This window comes from Nocardia sp. NPDC052001 (assembly GCF_040680615.1).
Lineage (GTDB): Bacteria > Actinomycetota > Actinomycetes > Mycobacteriales > Mycobacteriaceae > Nocardia.
This window is the reverse complement of the sequence record NZ_JBFAXC010000001.1, coordinates 1,043,690-1,065,728: the sequence shown is the minus strand read 5'-3', so window position 1 is coordinate 1,065,728 and position 22,039 is coordinate 1,043,690. Positions and strand designations below refer to the sequence as shown.

At 68.1% G+C, this 22,039-nt stretch carries 25 protein-coding genes; 7 read left to right on the top strand and 18 right to left on the bottom strand.

Going from position 1 to position 22,039, the window contains the following annotated elements; all coding sequences use genetic code 11:
• Window positions 1–41: 41 nt before the first annotated feature.
• Window positions 42–713, bottom strand: coding sequence for a response regulator transcription factor (locus AB0L82_RS05040; RefSeq protein WP_364631208.1), 672 nt, complete (start codon window positions 711–713; stop codon window positions 42–44).
• 422 nt (window positions 714–1,135) lie between these two features.
• Complete coding sequence (locus AB0L82_RS05035; RefSeq protein ID WP_364631205.1) at window positions 1,136–1,588, bottom strand: nuclear transport factor 2 family protein; 453 nt, start codon at window positions 1,586–1,588, stop codon at window positions 1,136–1,138.
• 157 nt (window positions 1,589–1,745) lie between these two features.
• On the opposite strand from AB0L82_RS05035, the gene AB0L82_RS05030 reads away from it, so the two are divergent.
• Window positions 1,746–2,270 (top strand): CGNR zinc finger domain-containing protein, encoded by a 525-nt coding sequence (locus AB0L82_RS05030; RefSeq protein ID WP_364632783.1) that lies wholly within the window; start codon window positions 1,746–1,748, stop codon window positions 2,268–2,270.
• A gap of 4 nt (window positions 2,271–2,274) precedes the next feature.
• On the opposite strand, the gene AB0L82_RS05025 is transcribed toward AB0L82_RS05030, so the two are convergent.
• From AB0L82_RS05025 to pgsA, 14 genes are all read right to left on the bottom strand, one after another.
• Complete coding sequence (locus AB0L82_RS05025) at window positions 2,275–2,466, bottom strand: DUF3046 domain-containing protein (RefSeq protein WP_364631202.1); 192 nt, start codon at window positions 2,464–2,466, stop codon at window positions 2,275–2,277.
• Window positions 2,467–2,550: 84 nt separating this feature from the next.
• The gene (locus AB0L82_RS05020; protein ID WP_364631199.1) at window positions 2,551–3,702 is read right to left on the bottom strand and encodes a nucleotide disphospho-sugar-binding domain-containing protein; all 1,152 of its coding nucleotides are present in this window, start codon (window positions 3,700–3,702) and stop codon (window positions 2,551–2,553) included.
• 194 nt (window positions 3,703–3,896) lie between these two features.
• The gene (locus AB0L82_RS05015; RefSeq protein ID WP_364631196.1) at window positions 3,897–4,607 is read right to left on the bottom strand and encodes a PIG-L family deacetylase; all 711 of its coding nucleotides are present in this window, start codon (window positions 4,605–4,607) and stop codon (window positions 3,897–3,899) included.
• Between the two features lie 88 nt (window positions 4,608–4,695).
• Window positions 4,696–5,847: an ROK family transcriptional regulator gene (locus AB0L82_RS05010; protein WP_364631192.1), complete on the bottom strand. Its 1,152-nt coding sequence runs from the start codon at window positions 5,845–5,847 to the stop codon at window positions 4,696–4,698.
• A gap of 124 nt (window positions 5,848–5,971) precedes the next feature.
• Window positions 5,972–7,411 carry an ABC transporter permease gene (locus tag AB0L82_RS05005; RefSeq protein WP_364631189.1) on the bottom strand — a complete coding sequence of 480 codons (1,440 nt, stop codon included), beginning with the start codon at window positions 7,409–7,411 and terminating at the stop codon, window positions 5,972–5,974.
• The gene (locus tag AB0L82_RS05000) at window positions 7,408–8,181 is read right to left on the bottom strand and encodes an ATP-binding cassette domain-containing protein (protein ID WP_364631186.1); all 774 of its coding nucleotides are present in this window, start codon (window positions 8,179–8,181) and stop codon (window positions 7,408–7,410) included. The genes AB0L82_RS05005 and AB0L82_RS05000 overlap by 4 nt, the downstream gene beginning before the upstream one ends.
• A gap of 30 nt (window positions 8,182–8,211) precedes the next feature.
• A complete protein-coding gene (locus AB0L82_RS04995) occupies window positions 8,212–9,357 on the bottom strand; it encodes a substrate-binding domain-containing protein (RefSeq protein ID WP_364631183.1) in 1,146 nt (381 codons plus the stop codon).
• Window positions 9,358–9,465: 108 nt separating this feature from the next.
• Window positions 9,466–10,410 (bottom strand): NADP-dependent oxidoreductase, encoded by a 945-nt coding sequence (locus tag AB0L82_RS04990; protein ID WP_364631181.1) that lies wholly within the window; start codon window positions 10,408–10,410, stop codon window positions 9,466–9,468.
• A gap of 121 nt (window positions 10,411–10,531) precedes the next feature.
• Window positions 10,532–10,705, bottom strand: coding sequence for a hypothetical protein (locus tag AB0L82_RS04985; RefSeq protein ID WP_364631178.1), 174 nt, complete (start codon window positions 10,703–10,705; stop codon window positions 10,532–10,534).
• Window positions 10,706–10,926: 221 nt separating this feature from the next.
• Window positions 10,927–11,892: a hypothetical protein gene (locus tag AB0L82_RS04980; RefSeq protein ID WP_364631175.1), complete on the bottom strand. Its 966-nt coding sequence runs from the start codon at window positions 11,890–11,892 to the stop codon at window positions 10,927–10,929.
• A gap of 532 nt (window positions 11,893–12,424) precedes the next feature.
• On the bottom strand, window positions 12,425–13,249 hold the full coding sequence (locus tag AB0L82_RS04975; RefSeq protein ID WP_364631172.1) for a PspA/IM30 family protein: 825 nt from the start codon (window positions 13,247–13,249) through the stop codon (window positions 12,425–12,427).
• Window positions 13,250–13,477: 228 nt separating this feature from the next.
• A complete protein-coding gene (locus AB0L82_RS04970) occupies window positions 13,478–13,891 on the bottom strand; it encodes a helix-turn-helix transcriptional regulator (protein ID WP_364631169.1) in 414 nt (137 codons plus the stop codon).
• An 81-nt stretch (window positions 13,892–13,972) separates the two neighbouring features.
• Window positions 13,973–14,473, bottom strand: coding sequence for a CinA family protein (locus AB0L82_RS04965; protein ID WP_364631166.1), 501 nt, complete (start codon window positions 14,471–14,473; stop codon window positions 13,973–13,975).
• Window positions 14,474–14,489: 16 nt separating this feature from the next.
• Window positions 14,490–15,047 carry a CDP-diacylglycerol--glycerol-3-phosphate 3-phosphatidyltransferase gene (gene pgsA, locus AB0L82_RS04960; protein WP_364632781.1) on the bottom strand — a complete coding sequence of 186 codons (558 nt, stop codon included), beginning with the start codon at window positions 15,045–15,047 and terminating at the stop codon, window positions 14,490–14,492.
• 230 nt (window positions 15,048–15,277) lie between these two features.
• Here pgsA and AB0L82_RS04955 point away from each other — a divergent pair, with 230 nt between their 5' ends.
• Together AB0L82_RS04955 and AB0L82_RS04950 are read left to right on the top strand one after the other, a co-directional pair.
• A complete protein-coding gene (locus tag AB0L82_RS04955) occupies window positions 15,278–15,820 on the top strand; it encodes an amino-acid N-acetyltransferase (RefSeq protein WP_364631163.1) in 543 nt (180 codons plus the stop codon).
• A gap of 36 nt (window positions 15,821–15,856) precedes the next feature.
• Window positions 15,857–16,150, top strand: coding sequence for a YciI family protein (locus AB0L82_RS04950; RefSeq protein ID WP_364631160.1), 294 nt, complete (start codon window positions 15,857–15,859; stop codon window positions 16,148–16,150).
• An 18-nt stretch (window positions 16,151–16,168) separates the two neighbouring features.
• Here AB0L82_RS04950 and AB0L82_RS04945 read toward each other — a convergent pair whose 3' ends face one another.
• Window positions 16,169–17,080, bottom strand: a complete 912-nt coding sequence (locus AB0L82_RS04945; protein ID WP_364631157.1) for an NAD-dependent epimerase/dehydratase family protein — start codon at window positions 17,078–17,080, stop codon at window positions 16,169–16,171.
• 50 nt (window positions 17,081–17,130) lie between these two features.
• On the opposite strand from AB0L82_RS04945, the gene AB0L82_RS04940 reads away from it, so the two are divergent.
• Window positions 17,131–17,694: an NUDIX domain-containing protein gene (locus AB0L82_RS04940; RefSeq protein WP_364631154.1), complete on the top strand. Its 564-nt coding sequence runs from the start codon at window positions 17,131–17,133 to the stop codon at window positions 17,692–17,694.
• Here AB0L82_RS04940 and AB0L82_RS04935 read toward each other — a convergent pair whose 3' ends face one another.
• Window positions 17,695–20,622 carry a LuxR C-terminal-related transcriptional regulator gene (locus AB0L82_RS04935; protein WP_364631151.1) on the bottom strand — a complete coding sequence of 976 codons (2,928 nt, stop codon included), beginning with the start codon at window positions 20,620–20,622 and terminating at the stop codon, window positions 17,695–17,697. It abuts the gene before it with no gap.
• A gap of 188 nt (window positions 20,623–20,810) precedes the next feature.
• On the opposite strand from AB0L82_RS04935, the gene AB0L82_RS04930 reads away from it, so the two are divergent.
• The 3 genes from AB0L82_RS04930 to AB0L82_RS04920 all read left to right on the top strand — a co-directional run bounded on the left by AB0L82_RS04930 (window position 20,811) and on the right by AB0L82_RS04920 (window position 22,039).
• Entirely contained in the window at window positions 20,811–21,161 is a 351-nt protein-coding gene (locus AB0L82_RS04930) for a VOC family protein (protein WP_364631148.1), read from the top strand.
• A 49-nt stretch (window positions 21,162–21,210) separates the two neighbouring features.
• Entirely contained in the window at window positions 21,211–21,657 is a 447-nt protein-coding gene (locus AB0L82_RS04925; protein WP_364631145.1) for a DUF1801 domain-containing protein, read from the top strand.
• 190 nt (window positions 21,658–21,847) lie between these two features.
• The gene (locus AB0L82_RS04920; RefSeq protein ID WP_364631142.1) at window positions 21,848–22,039 is read left to right on the top strand and encodes a hypothetical protein; all 192 of its coding nucleotides are present in this window, start codon (window positions 21,848–21,850) and stop codon (window positions 22,037–22,039) included.

Genomic DNA, 22,039 nt, shown 5'->3' with positions numbered 1-22,039 from the left:
GGTGCCGCGCGGGGCCGGGCATCGAAAGGGTGCACACACCCCTAACGGTCGTTCGCGGACAGGAATACCAGCACCGCCGCCACCCGCTGATCCAGTGCCGGATCCGCGGTCAGCCCGAGCTTGGCGAAGATCGAATTGATGTGCTTCTCCACCGCTCGCTGGGAGAGCGCCAGCCGTTCGGCGACGACCCGATTGCTGCCGCCGAGCGCGATCTCCCCGAGCACCTGATGTTCGCGCGCGGTGAGGCGGTCCACCAGCTCCCGCTGCGGACGTTGCGCCAGTAGCGCTTCCATGATCATCGGATCGAGAATCGAACCGCCGCCCGCGATCACGTGCACCGCGTTGAGCAGCTGATCGAAATGCGCGATGCGCTCCTTGAGCAGATATCCGCGCCCCACCGAGCCGCCGTCGAGCAGCCCTGCGGCATAGGCGGGTTCGGCATAGTGCGAGAGCACCAGCACCCCCGTGCCCGGATGCGTCTCGCGCAGCAGTTTGGCCAGCCGCACCCCCTCATCGGTACCGGTGGGCGGCATCCGCACATCGGTGATGAGCACATCCGGCCGCGCCGAACGCACCACCTCGAGCGTGGAGGCGAAATCGGTGCCCGCCCCGACCACTTCGATCCCCGAATCCGTTGCCAGCACCCGCAATACGCTCTCGCGAATCAGTATCGAGTCCTCGGCGACGACAACCTTCACCCGGCCGGTGTTCACATCTGCGAGGATCCTCCACCCCGCGCCGGCGCGCACCCGTACCGCACTACCTCAATTCCCGGGGCGCACCGCTCGCACGGTGGTGCCAGCACCCCGTCCACGAGTGGTGCGTACAGGCTGCCGCCCCGGACCCCGATCGCCGACTATTTAGAGGCCGACGCAATCCCGCATCGGCAACCACCCGCCCCATGAGGCCATCGCGGCACTGCCCGCCGCGATGGCCGAGCGGGAGCGGAACTTTCGGCCCGAGCGCGGATGGCGTGCGAATCCGCCACGAGCTCGCCCACCGACCACTTCCGGTGCTACTCCGGGGCGGCGCGGCGGAGGGGTCCGCACCGCCCCGGAGGCACACCGGGGCACAGCGGCCGGGGAGGACCTCCGCACGCGGCCCGCGCCGCGGCGAATCACGGACGGCCTCCGGACTATTGGAGCGGCAGGTCCCAGTTGTCGTCCGCCTCGGTGCGCGGCCCGAAGATGCGGCGGGCGGATTCATCGATGCGGGTGTCGTTGATGCTGGCTTCGCGACGGGACATCAGGCCCTCCGGGGAGAATTCCCAGAGCTCATTGCCGTAGCTGCGCCACCATTGGCCCGAGTCGTCATGCCATTCGTATTGGAAGCGCACGGCGATGCGGTTCCCGTCGAAGCTCCAGAGCTGTTTGCGCAGCGCATAGCCGTTCTCGGCGGACCATTTGCGCTTCAGGAAGTCGACGATCTCGGCGCGGCCGGTCAGGAATTCATCGCGATTGCGCCAGACCGAATCCTCGGTGTACGCCTGTGCGACCTTCTCGGGATCACGGGTGTTCCAGGCGTTTTCGGCGGCACGGACCTTCAGTTTGGCCGATTCCAGGTCGAAGGGCGGCAGTGGGGGTCGCATGGTGCGGTCCTTTCACGGAAGAATTAACCATACTGAGGCGTTTCACTGGTTAGAAACCTAGGGTCGAGCACCCGTGGTGTCAACCTTCATTCTCGACAACACCGGTTAGTGAGGAGGTGTTCCACCGATGACGAGCTCGCGCCAGTTAGTCTCAGGCGTGCCCGATGCCCGCCCCCACCTCGGCGAACCGCTTGCGCTGGATCTGCTGAACACCCGCTGGATCGATGCGGAGGGTCCGCAGGATCTGCTCACCGACCTCGCCGGATTGCGGCGGTGGCTGGCGGATAACGATCTCTCGGTCGCGGTCGACGCCGCCATGCTGCGCGCCGTCGTGGCCACGCGCGAGGCGATCCTGCGCACGGTGCGCGGCGGCTCCGCCGATGAGCTCAACCGGGTGCTGGACCACGGTCGCATTCGCCGCGTCCTCACCCCCGACGGTCCGGTCGCCGAACCCGATGTCCGGCAGGCCGAATGGTTCCCGGCCTGGCTGGCCGCCGAAAACCTATTGGAGCTATTGGGCGCGGCCCCCGACCGCATCAAACAGTGCGCACACCCCAACTGCGTGCTCTGGTTCCACGACACCTCGAAGAACGGCGCTCGCCGCTGGCATTCCATGGCGACCTGCGGCAATCGCGCCAAGGCCACCCGGCACTACGCCAAGAAGACACATCCGGACGAGTAGGGATTTACCAGCGCGTCTTGGGTACATCGAACTCCGCGCAGAGCGCGCGCCACACATCGCGCGGATCGATGCCCGAATCGATGGCCTGCGCACCCGTCTTCCCGATCCGCGGCAGCACATGATCGGTGAGCAGCGCGTCCCCGCGCGCCGTGCCGAACTCGGTATGCAACAGCTCCTGGAATTCCGTCAATCGCACGGCCGCGAGCCTACGCCACGGCCAAGACCCGCGCGCACCGCTCCGCTTTCCGCGAAATCCACGTGCGGCACCCATCCGGCGACGTCAGGCGTTGGCGACGTCATGGCAGATCTGGACGGGGTCGGAGACCACCGCCGCTCCGGCCGCGGCCGATCGGGCGGCGGCGGTGTAGGCCGGGTCGTCGAGGATCTGTTTGACCGCGTCGCGCACCGATTCCGGTGTGAGCGGGCGGACGAGGAGCGAACTGCCCTGGCGGACAACGCGATTCGCGAGCTCCCATTGGTCACCGCCGCCGGGGACGGTGACCACGGGCACACCGGCCAGCAAGGATTTCGCGAGCAGACCGTGCCCGCCGCCACCGATGACCACCGAGGCGTGGCGAAGCAGTTCATCCTGTCGGCCCAAACCCGCTGTGGCCCAAGCGGGCAACTCGGCAGGCGGGGTATCCAGGGTGGAGACCGCGACGCGCACGCCCGCACCGCGCAGACCCTCGAGCACGGTGTCGACCATGTCGGCGACACCGGTGTGCGCGGTCGACGGGGCGACCATGATCAACGGTTCATCGCCGGGCGGCAGCTCCAGAATGTGATCGGTCGGCTCCCATAGCAGCGGCCCGACCAGATGCGCGTTCTCCGGCCAGTCCGGTCGCGGCACCTCGAGCGCGGGCAGGGTGGCGATCAAGCGCGCGGCCGGTCCCGGATCCTGTTCGGGCAGGCCGATACTCACCCGCGCCAGTCCGCGCTGCGCCTCGCCCCGGCGGATATCGCGGGCGGTCAGCGTGCGCAGCACCGAATCCCGGGCGCGACCGCGCATCCCCTCACCCGGCGTGAGCCCACTTCCGATGGGCGGCAACCCCTTCGACGGCAGGTACAGCGGATGCGGTGACAGCTCCACCCACGGCAGCCCCAACCGCTCGGCCGCCATCCCGCCACCGGCGGTGAGCACATCCGATACCACCAGCTCGGGGAGCATGGCGCTCAGATCCGGCAGGATCTCGGTCGAAATATGCGCCGCCCGTTGGTGGATACGCGCACCCGCGTCGGCATCGTCATCCTCGGCGCGCGGGGCCAGCCCCTTCAACCGCCGCACCCCGATACCGGCCGCCAGCGCCGCGTCGAACCAACGCGGGCTGGTGAACAGCACCGGATCATCGCCCGCCGCCAGCATTCGCAGGCATAACGCGATCGCCGGAAAGGCATGTCCCGGATCAGGCCCGGCCACCACCGCTACTCGCACACGCGTAGCCTCCCACACCGCCCCGACGCCACCCGCACCTCGCCCAACAACACTCGCCGGTACCTGTCCCTCCCGAATATCCAGATCCCCGATGACCGGTTGCCACACCGACGGCGAGCATGCGAGATTCCGCCTGGGCGCAGGCTATTTCCGCACGTCGCGAAGCCGCACGCGGAATCTCGGGTCGGGGGCGGTTACCCGGCGAAGTAGTAGAGCTCGAAGGAGACGGCTCGGGCGGCTGGGAAGCCCTCTTTGGGACCGGCCGTCATATCGATGACCGCGCGCGCCTGATCGACCACGGGGTCGGAGCTCAGCGCGGCGAGGTAGCGATGGTGCGCGGCGAGGGATTCCACGGCCGTTTCGATGGTGTCGGTGACGTCAACGCCGTGGCTGCCGTCGGCGACACCGCAGACCGCGGCCCAGCGCGGGGAGTGCGGGGGCAGGTCCAGGTCCGTGTGAATCCATTCGTTGCCCGCATCCGATACCGCGTCCAGGCCGGCGCGGCCGACGGCGCGGTGGTCGGCGCTATTGGCGTAGCCGCGCGCCCAGACATCACCGAAGTTGAAGAGCACCACCATATCCGGCTGATGCCGTCGAATGGCGGCCGCCAGATCGCGGCGCAGCGCGAGACCCTCCTCGATGCGGCCGTCCGGATAGCCGAGGAATTCGACCTGACTGACGCCGACGATCTTCGCGCTGGTGCGCTCCTCGTCCTCGCGCAGCGGACCGGCCTCGGCGGGCGTCAGTCCCGCGATGCCCGCCTCGCCGCTGGTGACCAGGACGTACCGAATGTCCTTGCCCTGCCGGGTCCATCGCGCGACGGCCGCGGCCGCACCGTATTCGATGTCATCGGGGTGCGCGACGATCACCAGTCCGCGCTGCCAGTCCTCGGGAAGCTGCTCCATGGGTGAATTCAATACCAGACCCGGGCCAACGGACGCCGACTCGTGCGATTCGATGCCGCGCGTTATCCGCGCCAGCGCTCATCCGCTGCTACAGCGCGGCGAGAACTCCGTCGAAGGCGGCTTCGGCCGCACCGAGCAGTTTCAGATCGGCTCCCAGCCGGGACTTTTCGATGCGCACCCCGCCCAGCGCGCGACTGACCATGCTGCGGCGGCGCACCTCATCGGCGACCTTGGCGACCGTCGCATCGGGCAGCGCGGTGAAGAGATCCCCGAGCACCACCAGTTCCGGGCCGAGAATGTTCACGACATTGACCAGCCCGAGCACCAGCCAGTTCAGATAGTCGGCGAGGCGGACATCGCAATCCTCGTGCAGCTCACGGAGTTCGGCGACGATCGCCCCGCGCGGCCCGTGCTCGGGCAGCCCGAGCGCGCGGCACAGTGCCGCCTCGCCGACCTCGGTCTCCCAGCAGCCCTCATTGCCGCAGTGGCAGGGCAGGCCGCCGGGGCGCACCATCATATGGCCGATTTCGCCGAGGTAGCCCGCCGAGCCGCGCAATAGCGCACCCTGCGCGATCAATCCGCCACCGACCCCGACATCGGCGGAGACGAACACGGCATCGCTCGCGCCCTTGCCCGCACCGCGCACATGCTCCGCGAGCGCACCGAATTCGGCATCGTTGCCGACCACCACCGGCAGTTCCAGCACCGCGCCCAGCCGCTGCCCCAGCGCTACCTCGGCCCAGCGCAGATTCTCCGAACTGCGCACCAGGCCGTCGGAGCGCCGCACCACCCCCGGCACCGACACCCCCGCCGAGAGCGGCCGCACCCCGAGATCATCGGCCAGCAGCGCGGCGGATTCGGCGACGTGGGTGATCACCTCATCCGGTTCCCGTTGCCGCCCATGCAGATTCCAGCTATTGCGCCCCAGCACCTGCCCGCCGAAGCCCACCAGCGCGATCCCGGCGTGCTCGGCGCGCACATCCACCGCCAGCACCGCCGCGGACTGCGGTTGCGGCAGCACCAGCAGTGACGGGCGGCCCGCGCCGCTGGCCAGCCGCGGCACCCGCTCCTCCACCAATCCGGCTTCGGCGAGCCCGTCGACCAGCATTTTGATGGTGGATCGATTGAGCCCCAACGCGGTGGCGAGCGCTGCCCGGGTGGTGGGTCCTCCGGTATGCAGCAGCCTCAAGAGGCTGGACCGGTTATAGCGGCGCACCTCGTCCGGGCGGGCGACGGTCATGGACTTAGCAATACCATTGCCGCCCCGAGCGCCCTTCTCGCGCCTTGCGTGTTCCGCGCAACGCCGCGCGAATTCGCGCCACCCGCAGCCACGTTGAGCGTGGCTGCGAGCCAATTGCGCGACCTCATCGCAGCGCCGTCGCCGAGCGCCGCCGGGACAGCGCGTCGACGGTCGCGGCGAGCAGCAGCACCAGACCGGTGACGATGGAGACCACCGCCGCCGGTTGCTGCAGCAGACCCAGACCATTGGATACGACCGCCAGCACCGCACCACCGATCACGGCATCGGCCACCCGGCCGCGGCCGCCGAACAGCGAGGTGCCGCCGATCACGGCCGCGCCGACGGCGAACAGCAGGGTGTTGAGCCCGCCCGCCTGCGGATCGACCGAACCGACCTTGGACGAGTAGACGATCGCGCCCACCGCCGCACAGGACGAGGAGATGACGAAAACACTTGCGCGCAACTGGGTTACGTTGATGCCCGCGCGGCGCGCGGCCTCGGCGTTACCGCCGACGGCGTAGATATGACGACCGTATCGAGTCCGGTTGAGCACGAAAGTGCCCGCGACCAACAGCGCCAGCACGATCGGAACCACATACGGCACACCGGAGATGACGATCACATTGCTCGGCGAACGATTCACGGTCAGCAGCGCGGTCGCCACGGCCGCAAATACGGTGAGCGCCAGCACTTTCGCGGCGACCAGCGGCGTCGGCTGGGTCACCAGCCCGCGTTGCCGCCGCCGCAGATGACCGCCGAGGGTGACCACCGCGTATCCGCCCGCGCCCACCACGAACAGCGCCCAGCTGCCGGCGGTGGACAGATTCCCGTTCGCCACCTGATCCAATACATGCGAGGAGCTGATGCCCAGGACGCCGCCCTCACCGATGAGTTGCAGGATCACGCCCTGCCAGGTCAGGAACAGCGCCAGGGTCACCACGAACGACGGCATGCCGATCTTGGCGATCAGGAATCCGGTGATGCAGCCGATGGCCGCGCCCACGCACACCGCGAGCAGCATCTCGATCCACGGATTGGCCTTGAAGCCGATGACGGTGATCAGCACACCGAGCAGCGACATGGCCACGCCCGGCCAAATGCGCAGCAGCCCGGCCAGCATCGCGGCCAGCACCAGCAGGCCGTTGAAGAGGAAGAACACGGTGGAACCCATGCCGGTGAGCAGGTTTCCGTCGTGTACGTAATGCATGGCCAGCACCGCGCCCGCCACCCCGGACGCGGTACCCGCCGACAGGTCGATCTCGCCGATCAGCAGCACATAGACGATGCCGATGGCGATGATCGTCTGCCCCGCGCCCTGCGCGAGCAGATTGGCGATGTTGTTGAGCGAGAAGAACACATCGGACTGCACCGAGAACAGCACCACCAGTGCGAGCAACCCCAAAAGGGCCGGGAGCGAACCGATCTCGCCTCCCCTCAAACGGGCGAGATACTCTCCCAGCGCTTCCCGGGTAGATCTGGTGGTGGTGTCGATCCCGAAATCGGTGATCGCGGCGGTATCGGATTTCTCCGAAACCTTGTTCATGTCAACGGCTTTCTCGCTCACAGCGCCACCGCTTCCGGACGGGCCAGCCCGAGGTCACCCGAGCGACCGGCGGTGATCAACTCCACCACCTGACTGTGCGTGACATCGGCGGTGCGCACCTGGGCCGCCATCCGGCCCAGGTACAGCACCGCGATGCGGTCAGCGACCTCGAAGACGTCGGCCAGGTTATGGCTGATCAGCACCACGCCCAGACCCTGTTCGGCCAAGCGCCGCACCAGATCCAGCACCTGCCGGGTCTGCGCGACGCCGAGCGCCGCGGTGGGTTCGTCCAGCAGCACCAGATTGCTGTTCCAGAGCACCGCTTTGGCGATGGCCACGGTCTGCCGTTGCCCGCCCGAGAGCGAAGCCACCGGTGTGCGAACGGATTTCACCGTCCGCACCCCGAGGGAGGCCAGCGTGGTGCGCGCCGCCTCCTCCATGCTCGCCTCGTCCAGCAGCCACGGTTTCCCGCGTTCGCGGCCGAGGAACATATTGGCCACGATGTCGAGATTGTCGGCCAGGGCCAGGTCCTGGTAGACCACCTCGATACCGAGCGCCGCCGCGTCCTTGGGCCCGCGCAGGTGTGCGGGCTCACCCCGGAATCGCACCTCGCCGGAGTCCGAAGGGTGTATTCCGGCAACGCATTTCACCAATGTGGTCTTGCCCGCGCCGTTATCGCCGACCAGGGCGGTGACCTCGCCGGCGGGCACGGTCAGATCCACATCGTGCAGTACGTGCACCGGGCCGAAACTCTTGTTCAGTCCGGTGATCTGGAGCAGCGGCTCGCTCATCACATAGTTCTCCGGCTAGTTACGGCGGCGTCAGGAGATGCCGAGTTCGGTGCAGGCGGCCTTGAGATCGCCACCGCAGATATCGCTCGCCTTGACGAATCCGGCGTCGGTCACCACTTTGACGTCCGCGCGGGTGATCGTCTGCGGGGTCAGCAGTACCGATTTCACATCCCGCTTGCCCTTGGGATCCTGGCTCACGGCCGTCGCCAGCGCATCCGCTGCGGCCTTATCGCCCTTGGCCAGTGCCGCGGCGAGTTTCGCGGCGGATTCGGCCTCATCCTTGATGGGCTTGAAGACCGTCATGTACTGATCACCGCGCAGTACGGCCTTGAGACCGTCGGAGGTGGCGTCCTGGCCGGTCACCGGGACCTTGCCATTGAGACCGTTCTTCTTCAGCACGGTGATGACCGCGCCCGCGAGGCCGTCATTGGCGGCCACGACGCCGTCGACCTTGCCGCCGTTGCCGGTGAGGATCTGCTCGAATGTGCTGCCGCCCTTCTGATTATCCCAGCCGTCGATGGCCTGGCTGCGCACCAGTTTCAGTACGCCCGAATCATAAAGCGGCTGAAGGGCTTTGAGCTGACCCTGATGGAACAGGGTGGCGTTGTTATCGGTGGGCGCGCCCTCGATCTCGACGACCTGTGCGCCCGGCTTGTCCTTGAGCGCGGTGATCAGGGCCTGGCCCTGGAGTTCACCGACCCGCACATTGTCGAAGGAGACGTAGTAGTCCGAGGATCCGCCCAGATTGAGGCGGTCGTAATCGATGGTCGGGATTCCGGCCTTCTTGGCCTTGGCGGCGACCGCGCTGCCGACCTCGCTGTTGATCGAGGCGACGATGAGCACCTTGACGCCCTTGGCGATCATGCCGTCGGCGAGGGTGGTGAACTTCTGCACATCACCCTGGGCGTTCTGCACGTCGGCGTCGAATCCCTGTGCGCGCAGGGCCTGTTGGAGCATCGGCTTGTCGAATGATTCCCAGCGCGCCGAGGTGGCGGTCTCGGGGAGGATGACCCCGACCGTGCCATTGCCGCCGCCACCCGACGGGGCGGAGGAGGATTCGGTGCTGCTGGTGGAGTTGGATCCGCACGCGGTGAGCGTGAGCAGACCCGTGAGCGCCACGGCCATGGCAACGGTCGCGGACCGCAGGCGGCGCTTCGGCGAGTTCTTCGTCCTCATCAGGGTGACCCTTTCGAGCGGCGGCCACCGGATTGTGGCCGCACACCGATATGTTGTGGGCAACAACATATGCGAAGGGGATCACCCAGACGGGACGATTCGCCGAAATCAGGGCAGCAAAACAACCTTTCCGCCCGCATGGCCGTCAAGGACGAACTCGTGCGCGGCGGCGGCCTCGGTCAGCGGATAGGTCTTGGCGATCGGCAGATCCAGTTTCCCGGAGGCCACCAGCGGCAGCAGTTCCCGCCAGGCCGCACCGCGAATCTCGGTGCCCGGATCCGCGCCCGGACCGCTACCGAGCACCTGGAAACCATCCTGAGCCGCTCGCCCGAAGGCCACGATCGAGGCGATGCGCTGTCGATTCGGAACCAGCTCCAGCGAAACATCCACCGCCTCATCGGTTCCCACGGTGTCGATGGCGACGTCCACGCCCTGCGGGGCCAAAGCCTTTACGCGCTCGGCCAATCCGGGACCGTACTCGACGGGTTCGATGCCGTAGGCCCGCAGCCGCTCATGCCGGGCGGGTGCGGCCGTGCCGATCACGCGCGCACCACGCGCCACCGCGAGCTGTGCGGCCAGCGCGCCCACACTGCCCGCCGCACCGTGCACCAGCACAGTGTCACCGGCCTCGACACCGGTCGCGGTCACCAGATGCACCGCGGTCCCGCCGACCGCCAGCAGTCCGGCGGCCACCTCCCAGGACACTTCGGCGGGTTTGGGCACCACCGTCGCGGCGGGCACGGTGAGCGCGGTGGCGTACGCGCCGCCGCGCACGATCACCTCTTCGCCCACGATGATCGGACCGGCGGGGCCGATCGCGTCCGGGCCCACGGCGGTCACCACGCCCGCCGATTCCAGCCCGAGCCGGATCGGCAGCGCGGCCGGATCGGTGCCGAACGCACCGCTGTAGCGCTTGTAATCGAAGGGATTTACCCCGGCGGCGCGGACCTCGACGGTCACCTCGCCCGGACCGGGATCGGGCAGCTCCACCTCGAGCGGAGCGAGAACCTCGGGACCACCGTAATTGGTGGCGACGATCGCAGTAGCAGCCATAGCGCGGACAACGTACCGCCCGCGCGACCGATTCCCATTCGGCGACACCGGATGGGTCCGGATATGGCTGTGGGCCATTCGGAGTGTCTCCGAACGGCCCACCCGCGGGGTTCCGATACCGCTACAGCTTGCTCATCGGGTTCTTGTTCGAGCCCGACATCGCCTTGTACACCAGGTACAGGCCGAAAACGACCAGGCTGATCATGAGGATCGGGAACAGCCCCTTGATCAACGCGCCGATGATGGCGAGCGCGATCCAGACAACCGCGACTATGCCGATGATCTTCCAAAGCATTCCGTGCCTCCCGTAGTTCCCGAACCGCGATCAGCGCGATCCGATGCCTCAATACTGCAGTGCCCGGAATGGAAAATCACCAGGTCAGCAGCAATATCGGGGAAAGTTCAGGGTTGTCCCCGAGGGTACGCCCCGGCGCGACCACGACCTTGCCCGAGCATGACCGCACCCGCACGCGGCCATTGGTCGCAGGTGGGACGCCCACACGCTGGTGTGGCGGGTCAGGGGTTGGCGCGGTAGCGATTGTCCGCGAGATCGGTGAGGGCTTGCGCCCAGCCGTCGAGGCGATCGGCGGCGTCGCGGAGGCCGACCATGGCCCAGCCGAGGTCATCGGAGATCGCGGCACTCTCCGGGACCGCGAGCACGCGCGCGGCGGCGGCGACCATGCCCTCGAATTCGGCCACACCGCCGTCCAAGCGGATGGTGATGGCCTGGACATGTTCCGCCAGAGGCGAATTGCGCGGGCCGAGCACATTCGCGGCCTGCTCCATGGCGACCATATCCGCGGCCAGGGCATGCAGCGCGGCAGCGCCGGAGGAGGCCGTTTCCAAAGTGTCGCTGAGGTCTTCGGCCGGTAACCGGCCCGATCGTTCGATCTGCGCGCTCAGCCCGTGCAAGGCCCGCTCGGCGCGCACGAGTCGCGAAATCGACGCCCGCGCCGCCGACCGGATCGGCGGCAGCTTGCGCGGTGCGAACGCCGCCTGCGGCAGCGGCTCCTTCCGCAATTGCAGATACCGCTTGGCCGTGACGGCGGTCCCGGTGACCAGCGCCACCGCACCGCCACCCACCACGATCACCGCCCACGCGGGAGCCGAGATGAGCACCAGCCCAACGGTTCCCGCGGTGGTCAACCCACCCGCGGTCCCCAACCGCAAACTCCGACGCCGCGTCCGCCGCCGCTTGCGCAACTCCCGCTCGCGCGGATCAGCCCACTTGCGCACGGCGACCAGCGCCTGCTCCCCCACCCCGCGCAAAGTATCCGGCAGCCGCTGCGCCAACTCTTCGGGCCCAACCCCGGTGGGCGCCAACATCTCTCGCGCCACCCGAGCGGCACGGCCGCGCTTGCGGCCGGAAGTCTCCGGCGCCGGATCGGGCGCGGCGGCCGAACGGCTCGGATCGAATGTCGCCCCGGCGCCACCGAACCCGAACCGCGCCTGCGCATCCGGCCCCGGTGGCGCCCAGGCCACCCGTGGCTCCGGTGCCGCCTCGGGAACAGTCGGTTCGGATGTGCGCGCTCCGGGCCGTGAGAACCGCTTCCGGGAAGTGCGCGCACCGGTATCGGAATCCGCTCGCGCCGTACGGCCCGAGGCTTCCGAGGAACCGGGGGCCGGTGCCGAATCGGCTCCGCCCGAGCCTGATTCGGGCCGGAATTCGGGGTAGCCATCGGTTTCGTACGCGCGAGTCCGAGCGGTGGGTGGCACGGAATCGGGTATCGGGAAGCCTGTTTCGGGTCGGTGCAGCGGCTTGGTGGAGTGCCTTGCCGTGGTCTGATCCGACTGCGGATCCACCTGCCACCCCTGCGTATTCGGAGGCCGGGGGTGGAAGTCGTTGGCGGGTGCGGGATCCGGGGCGGGCTGGCCGAAGGGGGAAGGGAAGCCGGGGAGGGGGGCGGTGGGGTCCGCGGGGCGGGATTTGCGGCGGAAACGGGCAGGGGAGGTCGCGGGGGTGTTGTCCGCCCGCGATCTCCCCATCGGTGTCATGCCTTTCGCTACCGCTCGATTACTGCTGGGCGGCCTGGCCCTTGTTGGTGTTGATCTGCGGCGTGGCCGCGGGATTCGGGACGGCGGCCTGCTGGTTGTTACCGCCGGCGGGCAGGGCGTCGCCGCGCATGGAGGCGCGGATCTGCTCGAGGCGGGAGTGGCCTGCCATCTGGATGCTGGCCTGCTGGACCTCCATCATGCGACCCTGCACCGTGTTCTGGGCCAGCTCGGCCGCGCCGAGGGCATTGGCGTAGCGGCGCTCGATCTTCTCGCGCACCGCGTCCAGGCTGGGGGTGGTACCGGGGGCGGACAGGGTGGAGTCCATCTGCTGCAGCGAGGCCGAAACCTGCTCCTGCATCTTGGCCTGCTCCAGCTGGGACAGCAGCTTGGTGCGCTCGGCGACCTTCTGCTGCAACAGCATGGCGTTCTGCTCGACGGCCTTCTTGGCCTGAGCGGCGGCCTGCAGCGACTGGTCGTGCAGCACCTTCAGGTCCTCGACGGCCTGTTCGGCGGTGACCAGCTGGGCGGCGAAAGCCTCAGCCGCATTGGTGTATTGGATCGCCTTCTCGGTGTCGCCCGCACCGGCGGCCTGATCGGCCAGCATGACCGCCTGGCGCGCATTGGCATTGAGCTTCTCGACCTCGTCGAGCGAACGGTTCAGCTTCATCTCCAGCTGACGCTGGTTGCCGATCACCGACGCCGCCTGCTGCGACAGCGCCTGGTGCTGCCGCTGGGCCTCCTCGATGGCCTGCTGGATCTGGACCTTCGGATCCGCATGCTCTTCGATCTTGGAATCGAAGAGGGCCATCATATATTTCCAGGCCTTCACGAACGGATTAGCCATCGATTGATCCCGCCTCCATCTGACGTGCCGCGCGCCTTCGCGCGACATAGTGCGCGACCGTCACGCACCCGGTTGTCCCATATCCTCCACTGCGCGGCAGCGGCCGGAAAACCCGTACCTGGCACGGCGCCTCCGGCACGAAGCCTACAGAGAATTTATCCCTTTCGGCTGCCACGCACAGTAATCACGGTGCGCTCGACACCGTAATCACATGCGCGCAGCGGGCGATCACTTGGCCGCGACCAGAACCAGGCGATCCGATTTGGGGGCCGGAATGACGATCCGCGGCCCGAAACCGGCATCGCCGGCCCGTGCCACATCGCCGTCCCCACCCCTGGGTCGTACTCCCGCACCGGTCGGGGCCATCGAGGCGTTCGCCGTGGCCACGGCCTTTTTCGCGGCCAGCCGATCGGCATCGGCCATGGCCGCGCCGACATCGACCAGGACCTGCGCCAGCGGTACGTCCAGGGCCTGGCAGATGGCGGCGAGCAATTCGCTCGACGCCTCCTTGCGGCCCCGTTCGACCTCCGATAGATAACCCAGGCTCACTCGTGCCGAGGTCGAGACCTCACGCAGCGTCCGGCTCTGGGCGACCCGAGCGCGCCGCAGACTCTCCCCGATCGCTTCTCGCAGCAGCGTCATCCCGTTCTCCTCACACTCGTCTCGCCGGACCCAGCGTTTGACTGGACAACGTCCGGCGTCGGTCTCGCGTTCCCGGAAGCTTCACCCGCCTCGAACAGTACGGACGAGTTCGGCGACCGCGGCGCGGACCGCGCCCACCCTGATCGTCCACCGGTCTCCCGACAGTTTCAACCGGATGACCTCCGTGCCCTGGACACCGGCGATGCCGAGGAACACGGTTCCGACCTCGCGGCCGTCCTGCGGATCGGGTCCGGCGACACCGGTCAGGCCGATTCCCCAGTCCGCTCCGCACGTCCTGCGCGCCCCGACAGCAAGCTGTTCGGCGGTGCTCGCGGCGACCGGGCCGTCGGTAGCGAGGGTGTCCGCGCTCACACCGGCCAAATCGTGCTTGAGCTCGGTGGCGTAGACGATCAGTCCACCCCGCAACACGGCACTCGCGCCGGGAATTCCCGCGATGGTCGCGGCGAGTAGACCCGCGGTCAGGGATTCCGCGGTGGCTACCGTCTGACCTGCGTCTTTCAGTGCGTGGACGAGTTCCGCAGCGGGCGCGAGCGAGGTGAGTGGATCGGATGATCCGGGCATTCGAGTCGGGGCGAGCTCAGGCGGCACGGCTGCCGCCGGGCGAACCGAACCACAGCCTGCCCGCCTGCACCACGTAGTCGAGACCGGTCACCACGGTGAGCACCACGGCCACGTACATCAATGCCATTCCGGCACTGGCGAATCCGCCGGAAAGCGGCAGCAACAGCACGGCAATCGCCACCGACTGCACCAGGGTCTTGAGTTTGCCGCCCCGGCCCGCGGGGATCACCCCGCGCCGCACCACCGCCAGGCGCAGCAGGGTCACGCCGAGTTCTCGGGCCACGATCACGATCGTCATCCACCACGGCAGATCGCCCAGCATGGACAGGCCGATCAGCGCGGCGCCGATCAGCGCCTTGTCCGCGATCGGATCGGCGAGTTTGCCGAAGTCGGTGACCAGGCCGTATTTCCGGGCCAGCTGACCGTCGATGCGATCGGTGATCGCCGCGATGCCGAACAGCGCCGCCGCACCCCAGCGCCACTGCGGATCATGACCGTCGCCCGCGAACAACGCGGCCAGGAACAGCGGCACGATCGCGATGCGCAGCACGGTCAGCACATTGGCGATATTCATCAGCGGCACGGCCGCCGGTTCCACCACACCCGGGGTCGCGGGGGCGAAACCCGATCGCGCCGGACCGGCATCTGCCCAGCGACCTTCCACCTCATCACGCTGCACGGTCACCAGCGCCCCCAACAGCCGCGACACCGGCCATGGTTCCCGGACCATTCCGGTATGAGGGGAGGCTGGATGTGCGACACACCCCAAGCCTATCGGTACCGGGGCCGACTACTGTGCACCCCATGACAACACGGGCACCCCACAGCGGTTCGGTAGACGGTATGACGGCCACGGCGCCGATCATCCGTCGTGCCCGAACCTCTGATGTGCCCTCGATAAAACGCCTCATCGATTTCTACGCCGGCAAGATCCTGCTGGAGAAGAACCTGGTCACGCTGTACGAGTCGATCCAGGAATTCTGGGTCGCCGAACGCGACGGGGAACTCGTGGGCTGTGGGGCGCTGCATGTGCTGTGGGCGGACCTCGGTGAGATTCGCACGGTCGCGGTGCACCCGGAGATCAAGGGGACCGGGGCCGGGCATCTGCTGGTGCAGCAGCTCATCACCGTCGCGCGTGAGCTTTCGCTCGGACGGGTGTTCGTGCTGACCTTCGAGGTGGACTTCTTCGCGCGGCACGGATTCGTGGAGATCGAGGGCACGCCCGTCACCGCCGAGGTGTACGCCGAGATGTGCCGGTCCTATGACACCGGCGTCGCCGAATTCCTCGATCTGAGCTATGTGAAGCCCAATACCCTCGGGAATACCCGAATGCTGTTGACGCTCTAGCTTCTTCGAAGCCCATTCGACCAGAAAGCGGATACCGTGCCGATCTTCGCCGTCCACTACACCTACTCCGAGGCGACCGTTCCCGGTCGCGATGAGATCCGTCCCGTGCACCGCGAGTACCTCGCCGGGCTCGCGAAGCAGGGCACCCTGCTGGCGCGCGGCCCGTACCCGGACGGGTCCGGCGCACTGCTCATCTTCGACGCCGATTCCGCCGAGACCGTGGGCAAGCTGCTCGCCGAGGATCCGTTCCAGGTCTCGAATCTGGTGGACGGCACGCGCGTGGTGGAGTGGCTGCCGACCGACGGATTCCCTTCCGCCGCTCCAGCATAGCGTCGGGGCGGGGACGCGCTAGCGCGCCGACACCGCCTGCCAGGTGGCGGCGACGATCTCATCGATATCGGAATGCCGCGGCCGCCAGCCGAGTTCGGCGATCGCCTTGGCGGGATCGCCGATCAGGGTCAGCGGTTCCGCGGCGGCCGGTCCGTGCACCCGGGCCACCGTGCGTCCGGTGACTCGTTCGACCGCCGCGATCACATCGAGAATGCTTGTGCCGCAACCGCTGCCGATGTTGTAGCGGGTGCCGGTACCCGGTGCGGGGCAGTGCTCGACGCAGGCCGCGAAGGCTGCGGCCGCGTCCGCGATGTGCAGGTAATCGCGCACCGCGCCGCCATCGCCGTTGATACGCAATACTTCTCCGTCACGTGCCGCGGCCAGCACCCGGGGGATCAGACGGGTGGCTTCCGGATCGGCTCCTCCGGCAACATTCAGCAATCTGACCACCACCGCGCCCAGCGCGCCTGTCCGAGCTTGCGCTTCCACCGCGAATTCGGCCGCCAGTTTGCTGGCCGCGTAGGGATGCGGCGGCGCGTCCGGAGTGTGCTCCCCCATCGGCTGCACTTCCGGTGAGCCGTAAATCGCTCCGGTGGAAGCGAATACGATGCGCGGTACGCCTTCCGCTGCCATCGCCTCGACCAGTGCCACCGTCCCGCCGGTGTTCACCCGGAAATACGGCAGTGGATCCGCCACCGATTCTCGTGCACGTCCCAGCCCCGCCAGGTGGCAGACGGCGTCCACCCCGGACACCGCGCGCCGCAATCCACCGGCATCCAGTAGTTCGGCCATCCGGACCTCGGCCGCATCGGCGATATCGACCCGCGCGCCCGGCCGCACCATCGCCACCGGCTCATGCCCCCTCGCGTGCAGCGCCTGGACCACTGCTCGCCCGACGTACCCCGCCGCCCCGGTAACCAGCACCTTCATGACCACACTCTCCCAATCGACTGTCGGTGCCGGAGATTAGGGTCCCGGACATGCAAGCCGCCACGGCCGCTGTCGCCGATATCGTGCGCACTCTGACCCCCTGGGATGCCCTGGAACGCGGGCATATTGCCGAAACCCTGCGCTGGCTGTCCGAATCCGATGACATCTTCCGCAGAGTCAAACCGGCCACGCCGCCGCGACATCTGGTCAGCTATGTGGTGCTGGTCGATCCGGACTCCCGTGCGGTGCTGCTGGGCCTGCACCGCAAGGCGGGACTCTGGCTGCCGACCGGTGGCCATGTCGATCCGGGCGAGCACCCGCTGGCCACGGCACGCCGCGAGACCGCCGAAGAGATCGCCATCGAGGCGGATTTCACCGTCGTCGGCGACGCACCGCTGTTCCTGACGATCACCACAACCGTCGGAATCGGGCCCAGCCACGAGGACGTATCGCTCTGGTACGTCATCCGGGGCAGCCGCGACCGCGAATACGCTTTGGACCCGGCCGAATTCGCCGATCAGCGCTGGTTTCCCCTGGACGCGGCGGAGTTGCCCACGGCCGATCCGCATTTCGAACGGTTCCTCGCCAAACTGACTGCGGCCCTGTTAGTTTGATTATCGCGATGCGGCCATCGGGGCGAGGCCGAGCGCCGCGAGGGCGGCCTCGCCCTGTGCCGCGTGGTCGCCACCGGCGAGGACTTTGGTTCGGGCGGACTGGTATCGGCACTCGGCGGTGTCGAATACGGTGACCGTGGCCAGAATTCGATCCGGATCTCGGGCCAGGATGGCTTCGGCGCGGTCGGCCAGGGCGGTGGCGATCGGATTGCCCGCCACGACGGCCCGGGCCTCGGCTATGCGGTCGGCCGCGGCCGGATCACCATCGAGGGCAAAGGTTTCGGCGCGCAGGGCCACGTACCAGTGCAGCCAGGGGGACGGGGAATCTCGCCACAGGTCGGCGGGTGCCGCGTCCACGTGATCGAACGCCTCATCGATCCGGCCGTGGTGCAGCAGCCGGAGCGTATTGAAGACCGCGCGATCACCGTGGCCGGGTGCGGCACCGAGCCGGTCCGATACCGCCTGCCATTCCGCGCGGGCGGCGTCGTCACCGCGCAGCCCGTGAATCATCGCCACACCCGTCGCGGCCACACCGAGGCCGGGGGCACTCGGCGAGCCTTCGCGCTGCCAGGCTTCGAAAAACCGGACGCTGCGGGTGAGCACATCCTCGACATTGCCCGCCAGCGCATCCACCACCAATAGGCGGCCGGTAGCCCGGTGCCCCACCTCGGCCAGCATCGGATGATCGGCCAGGCGGCGGGCCGCCCGCCGCGCACCGCGCAGATCCCCCACGCCCACACCGGTTTCGGCGGCCTGGCCGAGCGCCTCGATCAACTCGTGCGTACCGTCCGGCGTACTCGGCGCGGATGCCAGCATCGCGACGCGGCGACGCGCCGTGGCCGATGCCGCCAACGCGTCACCAACCCGACTCTGCGCACCGGTGAGCGCGTCCAGGGCCGCGGATTCGGCCAGCGGATCGCCGGTACGGTGCGCGAACTCGACCGCCCGCTCGGCGCGCCGCAGCACCTCCGGAACGGAGTCGGACTCGGTGCCGAGAACCTCGCCGGTCAGGTCGTTCGACGCCGCAGGGGCATCGCGGAAGTCCGCGGCGCGCCGGTCCGCGTCAGATGTTCCGGGAGTACTGCTGGACAACGTATTCGGCACCGTCGAGAGACTGCCGGGCAGTGCATCCGGTGCGCCGAAGGCATTGGCGAGGACTGCGGCCTCGGCAAGAGCTATGGCGGCCTGGGCGGATGGATGGCCGGAGGCGAGGTCTCGCGCCTCGGCGAGCAGAGCGATCGGTTCATCGCGGGGCGGGTGCTGCTGGAAGGTATTCCAGAAGCGGTAGGCGCTGGTGGCGGCGGTGGCCAGGTCGGCGGCGGCACCGGCGGGGTCGTCCGCCTGCTGGGCGGCGACGGCGGCGGCGCGGTGCAGGCGGTACATATTGTCGCCGCTGAGTTGGCAACCCGCGGCCGCGGCGGCTTGGCGGAGGAGGGCGGCCGCGTCGGCCGGGTTGTCGGCGAAAGCGGCGGCTTGTTCGTAGCGCCATTGGGATTCGCCGGTGAGGTGGCGGGTGAAGGCGAGGTTCGCGAAGTCGCGGGTCAGGCGGTAGGCGTCGGCGCGACGAGCGGGCTGTTCGCAGACCCAGGCCAGAGCCACTCGCAGGTCATCGGCGGCCGCGTCGAAACGGGGACGCCAATCGGGTTGCGCCACAGCCAGGTTCGTGGCTTCGGTGAGGCACCAGGCGAGGTGGCGGGCGCGGGCGTCATCGAGTTCGCCCGCGTCGGTGAGCTGTTCCAGGCCGTACTGGCGGATGGTCTCCAGCGCGCGGTATTCGGTGCCGGTGGCGGTCGGGATGACCATGAGCAGACTCTGCTCCACCAGGCGCGCCAATCCGGTTGCGACCGAACCCTTCTCGGATCCGGTGACCTGTGCGGCCGCCGCGATGGTGAACGACTTCATGAAGACCGCTATGCGGCGCAACAGGACTCGGTCGGCGGGCTCGAGCAGCGCGTGACTCCAATCCAGAGCCGCGCGCACCGAGCGATGCCGGTCATCGGCGCGCGCGCCACCCGCGAGCATGCGCAGCTGATCCGACAGACCCTCGCCGAGACCGTCCAGGCCGAGCGTGGTCCAGCGCGCGGCGGCCAGTTCGATGGCGAGCGCCACACCGTCCAGGCGCTCGACGAACGCGGAAACCTGTTCGCGCAATGCCTGATTCGGTGGCCAGCCGCCCGCCGCCGCACGATCCATGAACAACTCGACCGCATCGGATTCGCCCGCGCCCGCCAGCGACATCGGCGGCACGGTGTAGACGCGTTCGAAGGGCACCATGAGCCGGGCGCGACTGGTGGCCAGCACCGTCACGCCGGGGCAGCTCGCGAGCAGCCGTTCGATGAAGGGCGCGACCCCGTCCCGCACGTGTTCGCAATTGTCCAGCACCAGTAGGGCATTGCGATCGGCGAGCGCCGCCAGTACGGATTCGTCCATGGCGCGGCCGGGCTGTTCGCCGAGTCCCAGTGCGAGCGCGGCGGTTCCGGCGACCACGCAGATATCCGGGCTGGTGATGGGCACCAGATCGACGAACCACACGCCGTCCGGGAATTCATCGGCGAGTTCGGCGGCGACGGTGAGCGCGAGCCGGGTCTTGCCGACGCCGCCCGGACCCACGGCGGTCACCTGACGCTGGGACTTCAGCAGTTCGGTGAGTTCGGCTCGCTCCCCGGCGCGGCCGATGAACGAGGTCAGCGGGGTCGGCAGCACCGGGGCGGCGGGTTGCGGGCGATCAGCCGGTGCGGAGTGGGCGGCGTGCTGGGCGAGCGCCCGCCGATCGGCTACCTCGAGCTTGCGCAGCAGCGAGGAGACGTGGCTTTCGACCGTCCGCACCGAGATGAACAGGCGCGCGCCGATTTCCGCATTGCTGAGGTGCTCCCCGACCAGCGCGAGCACCTCGGCTTCCCGCGCCGAGATGTCCACTGTCGCAACCATGCGCCCCATTCTGCCGTACCCGGGCCGCATCGAGACCGTTCGGCCGGCTCGGTACGGAGCACCGAATCGGCACTCAGTGGTGGATTCCGTGGTGAGCACGGATGTGGCTCACCCCCTCCACGAGCGAAGCTTTAATCACGTCCGGAGCACAACACACCGGCACCGAGAATCCCCACGTCAGGAGCGAAATGACCACCACCCTGGGCATCAGGACCGTACTGCATCCGGTCACCGATCTGGCCGCCGCCAAGGCCGTCTACACCGCCCTGCTGGGTGTCGCCCCGCAGACCGACTCCCCCTACTACGTCGGATTCGACGCCGAAGGCCAGCACATCGGCCTCGTCCCGGACAACGGGAAGCAGCAGCTCACCAATCCCGTCTCCTATTGGCACGTCCCGGATATCGAGGCCAAGATCGCCGAAATGACCGCGGCCGGAGCCACCGTGCGGGAGGCCGCCAACGAGGTCGGCGGCGGCCGCCTGGTCGCCACCGTCGTCGATACCGACGGCAATGTGCTCGGCCTCATCCAGGACCGCTGAAACCCGCTCGCACCAGCCACTTTCATCTCTTTCACGTAAGGACAAGCACATGACCACCACCACGAAGTCCGCCGTCTCCTTCTCCGCCGATGAGCGGGCCGCCATGAAAGCCCATGCGCAGGAACTGAAGACGACCGCGCGCCGCAATCCGAAGAACGCCAAGGCCGATGGTGAGCGCGATGTGCTCGCCAAGATCGCCGAGATGGACGAGTCCGATCGCGTTCTCGGCGAGCGTATTCACGCCATCGTCAAAGCCAATGCCCCCGAGCTCACCCCGAAGCTCTGGTACGGCATGCCCGCCTACGCCCGCGACGGGAAGATCGTGGTGCATTTCCAGTGCGCCGCGAAATTCAAGTCCCGCTACGCCACACTCGGTTTCAGCGATCCGGCGCAGCTCGATGACGGCACCGTATGGCCGGTGGCTTACGCATTGACTGCCCTGACCGCCGAGGACGAAGCTCGTATCGGTGAGCTGGTGGCGCGGGCCGCGGGCTGACCATTCCACCGGGTTGGCGCGTTTGCCCGATCCTGGCGCGTTCCGCACTGGTCCGGCAGCGACTACGAGGCAACACTGGATACCCGCACCACACCCATGGTGCGGGTATGCGTTCGACATCCCGAACGCCATCGGCTGCCGATCTGATCCAGAGCGGACATCCCCATCGAACTGCCCGTGAGGAGACGTCGTGCAACATTCCCGAGAACGCGCCACCGCCTATGTGATCGAGGCGTTGGAAGCCAAAGGCACCGCGACCCGGGACGATTTCGACGTACCGGGCATCGTCGCCACCTCGCACGCGATCACCGAAGGCTGGGACTTCTCGGAAATGGAACGGTCGCTGTTCTGGAATATCGCCGCCAGCTATCTGAAGGCTTGA